Source organism: Micromonospora sp. ATA51 (assembly GCF_016802855.1).
In the GTDB taxonomy this organism is placed as follows: Bacteria; Actinomycetota; Actinomycetes; order Mycobacteriales; family Micromonosporaceae; genus Micromonospora; species Micromonospora sicca.
Map to the genome: position 1 here is coordinate 1 of NZ_JAEVHJ010000230.1, position 10,894 is coordinate 10,894.

9 protein-coding genes and 2 pseudogenes are annotated in these 10,894 nt (G+C 72.5%); all 11 read right to left on the reverse strand.

Features of this window, described 5'->3' with window-relative positions; translation table 11 throughout:
• A pseudogene (locus JNW87_RS27280) lies at positions 1-746 on the reverse strand (amidase); the annotation flags it as partial.
• A gap of 286 nt (positions 747-1,032) precedes the next feature.
• A complete protein-coding gene (locus JNW87_RS27285) occupies positions 1,033-2,034 on the reverse strand; it encodes an amidohydrolase family protein (RefSeq protein ID WP_109800897.1) in 1,002 nt (333 codons plus the stop codon).
• The gene (locus JNW87_RS27290) at positions 2,034-2,558 is read right to left on the reverse strand and encodes a 3-hydroxyanthranilate 3,4-dioxygenase (protein ID WP_109800898.1); all 525 of its coding nucleotides are present in this window, start codon (positions 2,556-2,558) and stop codon (positions 2,034-2,036) included. The genes JNW87_RS27285 and JNW87_RS27290 overlap by 1 nt, the downstream gene beginning before the upstream one ends.
• A gap of 17 nt (positions 2,559-2,575) precedes the next feature.
• Positions 2,576-3,835 (reverse strand): transposase, encoded by a 1,260-nt coding sequence (locus JNW87_RS27295; RefSeq protein WP_238454666.1) that lies wholly within the window; start codon positions 3,833-3,835, stop codon positions 2,576-2,578.
• Between the two features lie 232 nt (positions 3,836-4,067).
• Positions 4,068-4,475, reverse strand: coding sequence for a RidA family protein (locus JNW87_RS27300; protein ID WP_109800900.1), 408 nt, complete (start codon positions 4,473-4,475; stop codon positions 4,068-4,070).
• Positions 4,472-5,245 (reverse strand): 2-keto-4-pentenoate hydratase, encoded by a 774-nt coding sequence (locus JNW87_RS27305; RefSeq protein WP_109800901.1) that lies wholly within the window; start codon positions 5,243-5,245, stop codon positions 4,472-4,474. Before JNW87_RS27305 ends, JNW87_RS27300 begins: the two co-directional genes overlap by 4 nt.
• Positions 5,242-6,317: pseudogene (dmpG, locus tag JNW87_RS27310) on the reverse strand (4-hydroxy-2-oxovalerate aldolase). Before dmpG ends, JNW87_RS27305 begins: the two are co-directional and overlap by 4 nt.
• Positions 6,314-7,252, reverse strand: coding sequence for an acetaldehyde dehydrogenase (acetylating) (locus JNW87_RS27315; protein ID WP_109800903.1), 939 nt, complete (start codon positions 7,250-7,252; stop codon positions 6,314-6,316). Before JNW87_RS27315 ends, dmpG begins: the two are co-directional and overlap by 4 nt.
• A complete protein-coding gene (locus JNW87_RS27320; protein ID WP_109800904.1) occupies positions 7,249-8,046 on the reverse strand; it encodes a 2-keto-4-pentenoate hydratase in 798 nt (265 codons plus the stop codon). Before JNW87_RS27320 ends, JNW87_RS27315 begins: the two co-directional genes overlap by 4 nt.
• Positions 8,043-9,524: a 2-hydroxymuconic semialdehyde dehydrogenase gene (locus JNW87_RS27325; protein ID WP_109800917.1), complete on the reverse strand. Its 1,482-nt coding sequence runs from the start codon at positions 9,522-9,524 to the stop codon at positions 8,043-8,045. Before JNW87_RS27325 ends, JNW87_RS27320 begins: the two co-directional genes overlap by 4 nt.
• Before the next feature lie 20 nt (positions 9,525-9,544).
• The gene (locus JNW87_RS27330) at positions 9,545-10,879 is read right to left on the reverse strand and encodes an NAD(P)/FAD-dependent oxidoreductase (protein WP_109800905.1); all 1,335 of its coding nucleotides are present in this window, start codon (positions 10,877-10,879) and stop codon (positions 9,545-9,547) included.
• Positions 10,880-10,894 lie beyond the last annotated feature (15 nt).

A 10,894-nucleotide genomic window follows, 5' to 3' on the forward strand; every position in this document is an offset into this window, starting at 1 on the left:
CAGGTAGCCGCCGGCGGGCGCGGCCGGGGGCAGGTAGGGCTCGCCGGGCACCGGCTGCGCCATGACGTCGAGCAGCGCGGCGACGTCGGCGACGGTCCGCCCGAGCGGGCCGTTCGTCGGCAGCCCGAACGCGCCGAAGCCGAGCGGCCCGCCGGAGACGAGTCCCCGGCTGGGCTTGTAGCCGACCAGGCCGCAGAGCGACGCCGGGATGCGCAGCGAGCCGCCGCCGTCGGAGCCCTGGGCCACCGGCACCAGCCCGGCCGCCACGGCGGCCGCCGCGCCGCCGCTGGACCCGCCCGCCGTGTAGCCGAGGCCCCACGGGTTGCGGGCCGGCGGCGCCACCAGCCCCTCCGAGTAGAGCGAGCAGCCCAGCTCGGAGGTGGTGGTCTTGCCGAGGCTGACCAGCCCGGCAGCCCTGATGAACCGGACCACGTCGGCGTCGATCGGGGGCACGAAGTCGGCGAAGGCGGCGGAGCCGAAGGTGGTCCGCACCCCGGCGGTCAGCGTGAGGTCCTTGATCGCGGTCGGTACGCCGTGCAGCGGACCGCGCCGCTCGGCCGGCACCGCGTCGGCGCCCGGGCCGCCTCGACGGCCAACTCCTGCGTGACGGTGACGAACGCGCCGACCGTGTCGCTCAGCGCGTCCACCCGGGTCAGCTGGTGCCCGACCAGCTCCACGCTGGACAGCTCGCCACGGGCGATCGCGGCGGCCTGCTCCAACGCGGTCAGGTCGTGCGGCTCGGCCATGCCGTCATCCTGCCCGGATGATCCGCCCGACGCACTCTTCACGCGCCGACCGGCCCGGTCCCGGCACGGGTGGCCCGGGCCGGGGGCGGCGGCCGGAGCCGGAACGCCGGGCCGGGGTTGGTGGATGTCCTTTGCTCTGCTGCAGGCCACGCAACACCGGTGGGCGCCGGGTGTTGCCGTCGCTGAAGCAGAGCAAAGGATGCGCGAGGCAGTCCGGCTGCCGGCCGGCAGCGCCGGGCGGGGCGTCGGAACACAGCTCGCTGCGGTCGGGGGCGCAGGTCGGCGGTCAGCCGTGCAGGAAGCGCAGGGCGTTGCGGGACAGGAGCTTGTCGCGCTGGTCGGCGGTGAGGAAGTCGGCCTTCGCGACCACCGCGCCGACCGGTCGCTCCCCCAGCGGGTACGGGTAGTCGCTGCCGACCAGCACCCGGTCCTCCCCCATGGTGTCCACCAGCAGCCGCAGGGCGGCCGGCTCGAAGACCACCGAGTCGACGCTGAACCGGCCGACGTAGGAGCTGGGCGGGGCGGTGGAGGCGCCGCGCACCAGGTCGCCGCGGCGGTGCCAGGCGTTGTCGGCGCGGCCCAGCCAGAACGGGAAGCTGCCGCCGCCGTGCGCGAAGCAGATCCGCAGCGTCTCCGGCACCCGGTCGAAGACGCCGCCGAGGATCAGCGCCAGCACCGACAGGTGGGTCTCCGCCGGCATGCCGGTCAGCCAGCGGGCCATCCACCGGTCCAGCCGGGGCCCGCCCGGCATGTCCCAGGGGTGTACGAAGACCGGTGCGCCCACCTCGGCGCAGTGGGTCAGGAACTGCACGATCCCCGCGTCGTCCAGGTCGCGGTCGCCGACGTGGTTGCCGATCTCGACGCCGACGTGGCCCGCCGCCAGGCAGCGGTCCAGTTCGGCGCAGGCGGCGTCCGGGTCCTGCAACGGCACCTGGCAGAACGGCACCAGCCGGTCGCCGCCGGCCGCGGTGACCTCCAGGGTCAGGTCGTTGAAGATCCGGGCCACCTTCACCGCCTGGTCGGCGGGGCGGTCGTAGGAGAAGAACACCGGGGTCGGCGAGACCACCTGGACGTCCACCCCGTCGTCGTCCATGTCCGCCAGCCGCGTCGGCGCGTCCCAGCAGGCCGAGCCGATCGCGCGGAACTCCGTCTCGCCCACCATGATCATGGCGGCCCGCTCGGAGTCCACCCGCAGCCAGGGCCAGCCGGACCCGCCGCACTGGGCGTCGAGGTCCGGCCACCCCTTCGGTACGACATGCGTGTGCACGTCGACGACCGGACCGCGCATCAGCCCTTGCCCGGGTGCAGGGTGCCGCACTTGTCGCAGGTGCGCGCCGCCTCGTCGGCGTAGAACGCCTGGAAGACCGGGGGCAGGTCGGCGGCGATGTCGCGGACCTGGAGCTCCACCTCGTGCACCTTGTGCCCGCACTCCGGGCAGTACCACTGGAACTTCTCCAGGGTGCCCTCCTCGCGGACCCGCTCGACCACCACGCCGATCGAGCCGGCCTCCGGCCGCTGCGGCGAGTGCGGCGTGTTGCGCGGCAGCATCCACATCTGACCCTCGCGCACGTGCACCGTACGCGGCCCCTCCGGGGTCATCAGGTTGATGTGCATGTTGCCCTTGACCTGGTAGAAGAACTCCTCGTACGGGTCGACGTGGAAGTCGGTGCGCTGGTTCGGCCCGCCGACCACCATGACGATGAAGTCGTCCCCGCCGGGGAACATCTCCTTGTTCCCCACCGGCGGCTTCAGCAGGTGCTGGTTCTCCGCGATCCAGCCCGGAAAGCTGAACGGCTCCGCGATCTCACTCACGACTGACCTGCTTCCTACTACTTGCTCATTGCCGAGCGGTTCGGATAATTCGCTCTCCGCTCGGCGGTGGCCGGGCTGGAGTCCTGGACCGGCAGTCTGGTCCGGTGGCGATCGGTCCTGTCCTGCAGGATCTGCCTCACCACATGGTGCGGGGTGTGCAGGGCGATGTCGGGGTCGCCTGCTCGCTGCAGGATGTTGATCGCGGCGTTCACGTCGGCCTGCCAAACCACCCCGCACGGGGTGCAGTGAAGCCGGTCCCCGTTACGTGGGCCGAGCCGGCCGCAGCGGTGACAGGCTTGTGAGGTGTAGGCGGCGTTGACGTGCACGAGCGCAGAACCTCTGCGCTCCGACACGTTGGTCAGCGCCTCGGCGGTGACTCCTTTGGTCCACGCGGCGAGGCGCCGGTTGACGTTCTTGCCGAGCGTGGTGCGCCCGGCGAAGGTCTTGGTGAGGTCTTCGGCGACCACGGTGGCGGCCTTGTCGACGACCCGGTGCACGGCGGTGAAGATCTCCGTGCGCACCCGTGCGCGGTGGCGCGCGGCCTGTCGCTCCCGCTTGACCGTGCCGAGGTTGTTGGCGGTGATCCGGTGCGCTTTCGCGTGGTCACCACGACCGGCGGCGCTGTTCGCAATCGAGCGCAGCTTCGCCCGACGCCGGTTGCGTTCCTTCAACCGGTCCGACTCACTGGACAACAGCTCACCAAGGCCACAGCCATGGCGGGCGCCGTCGGAGTCGGTCAGGGCCTCGGTGTAGCCCTTGTCCACACCAACCGTTCGCCCGCCGCACGGCCGCTGCGACGACCGCATCTGCGACGCGTCGATCTGGTAGTGCACCTCGACCCGACCACCATGCAGGATCAGCCGCAGGGTCCCAGCCGGGGCCACCGTCGTGGACAACGGGATCCGGACCATCTGGCGGCGTTGCAGACCGGGAACAGCCAGCCACAACCGGCCGCGCCCGCCGGTGGCGGTGTTGTGCTGGTCGGCGCGCACCACAATCTGATCGTGCGTGCGGTTACGGCCCCGCTTCCAATGCTTACGCATCTGCCGGGCCAGGAACGGGTCCTCAGCCCACCGGTCGACCGCCAAGGCGTTGAACATCCGCTTGCGCTCAGCCGGGTCATTGGTGCGCCGGGTGATGGCCCGCCGGACCTCTACCTTGGCCGCCGCCAGGTTCGCCGCGATATCGGCCATGGCGTCGCGGACGGTTTCCTTCCACGCATTGGCCAGCACACCGAACCGCACGTGCGTGCCGTCTGCCAGCCACCGGTCCCGCACCTGCCGGTCCGTCAACCCGGACCCCACACCGCCGACCGACCCGTAACGCTGCCAGACCTCATTACGAACCTGACCCAACCGACGAGCCTGCTCCACCGCCGCATACTTACCCGCATTCAGGGCCATCGAATAAGCGATGCGCGTAGCCTTCACCAGTCAACCTCCGCGGTCCGGTCCGCCCCTATTAGTGTAGATAGATCTACGAAGGACAGGGATCAATAGTTGCGTCCCCCTAGGGGAGCAGGGCCACGGCCTGCATCTCGATCAGCAGGTGCGGATGCGGCAGCTGGTGCACGGCCACCGTGGTCCGGGTCGGCCCGGTGGCGTCGAAGAACTCCGCCCATACCTCGTTGTATCCGCCGAAGTCATTCATGTTGACCAGGTACGACGTCACCTGGACCAGGTCGGCCAGGTCCGCGCCGACCGAGCGCAGCAGATCCCGGATGTTCTCGATCACCGCCCGAGTCTGCACCCGGATGTCGAGGTCCGTGGTGCCAAACTCGTCCACCGAGACCCCCGCGAAGCTGTTGTCCGGGCGGCGCGACGACGTACCCGAGATGAAGAGGAACCCGCCGGCCACCTTGACGTGCGGGAACGCGCCGCGCGGGACGGCCTTCCCGGCCACCACCCGGGCGGTCATGACTCCGCCCGCAGCGACGCCGTGCCGAGCTTCTCAACGACCGCCCGGACGTGCGCGCCGGGGCGCAGCGGCACCGCGGCCGTCGCGGCGCCGGCGAGGAACAGCCAGCCTTCGCGCAGCCGGACCCCGTGCCGCCCGGCCAGCCGGATGCCCTCGTCCAGGGCCCGGCGCGGGTCGCCGAGGATCGCCGCCGTCGAACCGACCTGGGCCACCCGGCCGTCGATCTCCAGCAGCACCCCGAGGTTGTCCAGCCCGTCCGGCACCGGCGACCACGGGCCGACGACGAACGCGGCGGCCGAGGTGTTGTCGGCGATCACGTCCGGCAGGGAGAAGGTGAAGTTGGCGTACCGGGAGTCGATCAGCTCGATCGCCGGGGCGACCGCGCGGACGGCGTCGGCGAACGACCCCAGCGGCTCGCCGGGCTCGGGGAGGCGGTCCAGCAGGAACGCCACCTCCGGCTCGACCCGGGGATGGATGAAGGCGCCGACGTCGACCGTGCCGCCGTCGGGGACCCGCATCAGGTCGGTGAGCCGGCCCCAGATCACCTCGTCCACGCCGACCTGGGCCATCTTCGCCTTGCTGGTCAGCCCCATCTTCAGCCCGACCAGCCGCTCACCCCGGTCCAGCCGGCGCTGGAGCAGCGCGGTCTGCACCGCGTACGCGGCGTCGACGTCGAGGCCGGTCTCGGCGGCGAGCTGCGGGATCGCGGTGGCGCTGTCGGCCGCCGCGCCCAGCTTCTCCGCGATGCCCGCGATGTCCGGCCCGATCACGGTGCCACCTCCTGCTCCTCGTGGCGGCCGGCGAGGTCCAGCGCCACGTCCACGATCATGTCCTCCTGGCCGCCGACCATCCGGCGCCGGCCCAGCTCCACCAGGATGGAGCGGACGTCCACGCCGTACTTCGCGGAGGCGCGTTCGGCGTGCCGGAGGAAGCTCGAGTAGACGCCCGCGTACCCGAGGGAGAGCGTCTCCCGGTCGACCTGGACCGCCGGTCCTGGAGCGGCCGGACGACGTCGTCGGCCGCGTCCATCAGCGCGAAGACGTCGCAGCCGTGCTTCCAGCCGTGCAGCTCGGCGACCGCGACGAAGACCTCCAGCGGCGCGTTGCCGGCACCGGCGCCCATCCCGGCCAGGGACGCGTCCACCCGGACCGTCCGGCCGTGCGGCGCGTCCGGACCGGCCGGTCCGTCGCCGAGGATCCGGCCGTGCTCGACGGCGAGCACGCTGTTGGCCACCCCGAGCGACAGGTTGTGGTGCGCGTGGATGCCGATCTGCGTCTCCGGTTCGAGGACCTGCCGGTACGCGTCGACCCGCTGCGCCACGTCGGACATCAGCAGCCGCCCGCCCGAGTCGGTGACGTAGACGCAGTGCGCCCCGTACGACTCCATCAGCTTGGCCTGGGCGGCCAGCCCGGCTGGCTCGTTCATGTGCGACATCATCAGGAACCCGGAGACGTCCATGCCGTTCTCCCGGGCCCAGGAGATGTGCTGGGCGGAGATGTCCGCCTCGGTGCAGTGAGTGGCGATCCGGACGCTGGTCACCCCGAGCGCCCTCGCCGCCTTCAAATCGGCGATGGTGCCGATGCCGGGCAGCAGCAGGGTGGTGAGCTTCGCGCTGGTCATCACCTCCGCGGCGGCGGAGATCCAGTCGGCGTCGCTGGCCGCGCCGTGGCCGTAGTTGACGCTGGAACCGGCGAGGCCGTCGCCGTGCGCCACCTCGATGGCGGCCACCCCGGCCGCGTCCAGCGCGGCGGCGATGGTGCGCACCTGGTCCACCGTGTAGCGGTGGGCGATGGCGTGCATGCCGTCCCGCAGCGTCACGTCCTGGATGTACAGGTCGGTCATGCCGCCACCTCCGCGCTGCTCGCCCGCCGGGCCACCAGCCGCTCCGCGGTGCGCAGCGCGGCCGAGGTCATGATGTCCAGGTTCCCGGCGTACGCGGGCAGGTAGTGCCCGGCGCCGGAGACCTCCAGGAACACCGACACCTGGAGTCCGACCAGGTGCCGCCCCAGCGACGGCACGTACGTGTCGACCCGGTCGAACTGCACGTCCTGCTTGAGCCGGTAGCCGGGGACGTACTCCTGCACGGTGGCCACCATGTCGGCGACCGAGGCGGCGATGGCGGCCCGGTCGGCGTCGGCGTCCGGGCAGAGGCAGTAGACGGTGTCCCGCATCAGCAGCGGCGGGTCGGCGGGGTTCAGCACGATGATCGCCTTGCCGCGTTCCGCGCCGCCGACCACCTCGATGGCCCGGGCGGTGGTCTCGGTGAACTCGTCGATGTTGGCCCGGGTGCCGGGGCCGGCCGAGCGCGAGGCGATCGAGGCGACGATCTCCCCGTACGCGACGGGGGTGACCCGGCCGACGGCGGCGACGATCGGCACGGTCGCCTGCCCGCCGCAGGTCACCATGTTGACGTTCGTCTCGTGCAGGTGCTCGTCGAGGTTGACCGGGGGCACCACGTACGGGCCGATGGCGGCGGGGGTCAGGTCGACCACCGTCCGGCCGTGCGCCCGGAGCACCGCGTCGTTGTGCCGGTGCGCGCCGGCCGAGGTGGCGTCGAAGACCAGCTCGACGTCGGCGAACTCGGGCAGCGCCACCAGGCCGTCGACGCCCTCGGCCGTGGTGGCCACGCCGAGCCGCCGGGCCCGGACGAGCCCGTCCGAGTCCGGGTCGATGCCCGCCATCGCGACCATGCGCAGGCTGTCGCTCAGCCGGAGCACCTTGATCATCAGATCGGTCCCGATGTTGCCGGACCCGATCACCGCCGCCCCGACCGTCACGCCGCCTCCTCGGATGAAGAGAAACAGGTCCGCACCGAGCCGAGCCCGGAGATACGCGCCTCGTAGGCCGCGCCAGGGGTCACCGGCACCATCGGGCCGAGCGCCCCGGAGAGCACCACGTCGCCGGCGCGCAGCGGGTCGCCGGCGCGGGCCATCGTGCCGGCCAGCCACTCCAGCGCGTGCAGCGGATTGCCGAGGCAGGCCGCGCCGGCGCCGACCGAGACGGGCTCCCCGCCGTGTTCCAGGACCATCCCGCACAGCCGCAGGTCCACGTCGGCGAGCCGGCGGGGCGTGGTGCCGAGCACGAAGAGGCCGCTGGAGGCGTTGTCGGCGACGGTGTCCACGATGGAGATGTCCCAGCCGGCGATCCGCGAGTCGACGATCTCGATGGCCGGCAGCACGTGGTCCACGGCCCGGATCAGGTCGACGGTGGTGACCCGCTCGTCGGGCAGGTCCGCGCCGAGCACGAAGGCGATCTCCGCCTCCACCCGGGGCTGGAGCAGCCGGTCGATCGCCACCTCGACGCCGTCGCCGACCGCCATCACATCGGTGAGCACGCCGAAGTCCGGCTGGTAGACGCCGAAGTTCTCCTGCACCGCCCGGGAGGTCAGGCCGATCTTCGCGCCCACCCGGCGCTCACCCCGGTCCCACCGGGCCTGGGCCTGGAGCTGCTGCACCTGGTACGCCGCCTCGACGTCGCCCTCGGGCAGCAGCCGCCCACGCAACGGCGGGCAGGGCTTCCCGCTCTCCCGGGCCTCGGTCAGCTCCCGGGCCGCGGTTTCCAGATCGCTCATGTGAGGTCCACGCAGACGTTGGTGAGTTCGGAGTAGAAGTCGAGCGAGTGCACCCCGCCCTCCCGGCCGATGCCGGAGGCCTTCACCCCGCCGAACGGGGTGCGCAGGTCACGCAGGAACCAGGTGTTCACCCAGACGATGCCGGCGTCGAGCCGGGACCCGGCCCGGTGCGCCCGGCCCACGTCCCGGGTCCAGACCGTCGCGGCCAGGCCGTACTCGGTGCCGTTGGCCAGGGCGTACGCCTCGTCCTCGGAGTCGAAGGGCGCCACGTGCACGACCGGGCCGAAGATCTCCTCCCGGTTCGTCCGGGCGTCCGGGCCGAGCCCGGTCAGCACCGTCGGCTGCACGTACGCGCCGCCGTCGCGGGCGTCCCCGAAGCCGGGCACCCCGCCGCCGGCCAGCACCTCGGCGCCCTCGGCGCGGGCCAGGTCGTAGTGGCCCAGCACCTTGTCCCGGTGGGCGTGCGAGATCAGCGGCATGTTGACGGTGGCCTCGTCGGCCGGCCAGCCGTACGCCAACTCGTCGGCCCGCTTGGCCAGCCGGGCGGTGAACTCCTCGAAGACCGGGCGCTGCACGTAGATCCGTTCGGTGCAGAGGCAGACCTGACCGCCGTTGGTGAAGCTGGACCGGACCGAGCCCGCCACCGCCGCGTCCAGGTCGGCGTCGGCGAAGACCAGTCCCGCGTTCTTGCCGCCCAGCTCGAAGCTCACCGCCTTCACCCCGTCCGCGGCGGCGCGCATGATGGCGCTGCCGGTGGCGGACTCGCCGGTGAAGGTGATCGCGTCGACGCCCGGGTGCCGGGTGAGGAACTCCCCGGCCGAGTCCGGGCCGAAGCCGTGCACCAGGTTGAACACCCCCGCCGGTACGCCCGCGGCGGCCATCACCTCGGCCAGCAGGGTCGCCGAGGCCGGGGTCTCCTCGCTGGGCTTGACCACCACGGCGTTGCCGCAGGCCAGGGCCGGGGCGACCTTCCAGGTGAGCAGCAGCAGCGGCAGGTTCCAGGGCACGATGATCGCGACCACGCCCACCGGTTTGCGGACCGCGTAGTTGAGCGCCCGGCCACCGGTCGGGGTGACCGTGGTGAACGACTCGGTCGGGGCGGTCGCCACGATCTCGGCGAACGCCCGGAAGTTGGCCGCGCCGCGCGGAATGTCCAGCGTGCGGGCCTGCGAGATCGACTTGCCGGTGTCGGCGACCTCGGCGGCGACCAGGTCGTCGAAGCGCCGTTCCAACTCGTCGGCGACCCGGCGCAGCACCTCGGCGCGCTCCCGCTCCCCCATCCGGCCCCACGGCCCGCGCAGCGCCGCCTGGGCGGCGGCCACCGCGTCGTCCACGGTGGACGCGTCCGCCTCGGCCACCTCGAAGACCGGCTCGCCGGTGACCGGGCTGCGCTTGGTGAACCGGGTTCCGGCGGCGACGAACTCGCCGCCGACGAAGTTGCGCAGCAGTCCCGGCCCGTCCGGTGCGTGCCCGGCCATCAGCCGGGGATCCCAGAGCGTCATCCGCGCCTCCCTCGGCCGATCGCGGCCAGCCCGCCGGCCAGCAGCGCCACCGCGCCGGCCGTCACCGCCCCCAGCACCTGGTACTGCCGGCGCACCCGGCGGCGCACCTCGGCGTACGGGGTGGTGGAGAAGGAGACCAGCTCGTACTGGGAAACGTACCGGCCGGGCAGGGCCCGTTCCAGTGCGTGTTCGATGCGCTTGCGGGTCTGGAAGACCGGCGAGGCGACCTTGTCCCGCATCTCCACGAAGTTGGTCAGCGCCATCCGGGCGATCGCCTCGGCGTTGGCCTGCCGGCGCTGCTGGAACAGCGGCAGCGCCGCGGACCACTCGTCGCCGCACTCGTCCAGGCAGCGGTCCAGCTCCACCACGTCCTCGAACGCGCAGTTCGCGCCCTGGCCGTAGAACGGCACGATGGCGTGCGCCGCGTCGCCGAGCAGGCCGACCCTGCCGTCCACCTGCCAGGGCGTGCAGCGGACCGTGCCGAGCACGCCGACCGGGTTGTGCTGGTAGTCGTCGACCAGGTTCGGGGCCAGCGGCACCAGATCCGGATAGTGCTTCACGAAGTGCTGCTCGATGGCCGCCGGGCTGCCCAGCGAGGCGAAGCTCGCGGTGCCGTGGGTGGGCCAGAAGAGCGTGCAGGTGAACGACCGGTCCGGGTTGGGCAGCGCGATCATCATCGAGGTACCGCGCGGCCAGATGTGCAGCGCCCCCGGGTCCAGGGCGAACTCGCCGCCGAGCGGCGGGATGGTGAGTTCCTTGTAGCCGTAGTCGAGGAAGTCCAGGCTCTCGGTCAGCGCCCCGTACCCGAGGAGCTGCCCGCGCACCGCGGAGCCGGCGCCGTCGGCGCCCAGCACGACCGACGCGGCGGTGGTGACCTTGCCCTGCGGGGTCTCGAAGGTCATCTCGCCGCCGGCCGGGTCGAGGCCGACCAGCCGGTGGTCGAAGGCGATCCGCACCCCGGGCAGCGCGGCGGCGGCGTTCAGCAGCGCGTTGTTCAGCGCGCCCCGGCTGATCGAGTTGATCGCCCGGCCGCCGGAGACGCTGTACGACTGGAACTGCGCCTCTCCCTCCACCGGGTGGATCATCCGGCCGTGCATCGGCAGCGCGTCCGCCATCACCTGCCCGTCCAGCCCGATCCGGCGCAGCGCGTCGAGGCCGCGCTCGGACAGCGCCAGGTTGATCGAGCGGCCCCGCTCGACCGTCCCGGTACGCGGATCCGGCCGCCGCTCGTAGAGCGCCACCGGGTAGCCGCGCCGGGCCAGGAAGCAGGCCAGCAGACAGCCGGCCAGCCCGGCCCCGACCACCGCGATCTCGTCGCGTTCCGTGCTCATGAGTGCTTCTCCACC

Excerpts from the sequence above, each read along its gene's own strand:
- JNW87_RS27330 (WP_109800905.1), bottom strand. The coding sequence starts at position 10,879 with ATGAGCACGGAACGCGACGAGATCGCGGTGGTCGGGGCCGGGCTGGCC.
- JNW87_RS27300 (WP_109800900.1), bottom strand. The coding sequence starts at position 4,475 with ATGACCGCCCGGGTGGTGGCCGGGAAGGCCGTCCCGCGCGGCGCGTTC.
- JNW87_RS27320 (WP_109800904.1), bottom strand. The coding sequence starts at position 8,046 with ATGAGCGATCTGGAAACCGCGGCCCGGGAGCTGACCGAGGCCCGGGAG.
- JNW87_RS27285 (WP_109800897.1), bottom strand. The coding sequence starts at position 2,034 with ATGCGCGGTCCGGTCGTCGACGTGCACACGCATGTCGTACCGAAGGGG.
- JNW87_RS27325 (WP_109800917.1), bottom strand. The coding sequence starts at position 9,524 with ATGGCCGGGCACGCACCGGACGGGCCGGGACTGCTGCGCAACTTCGTC.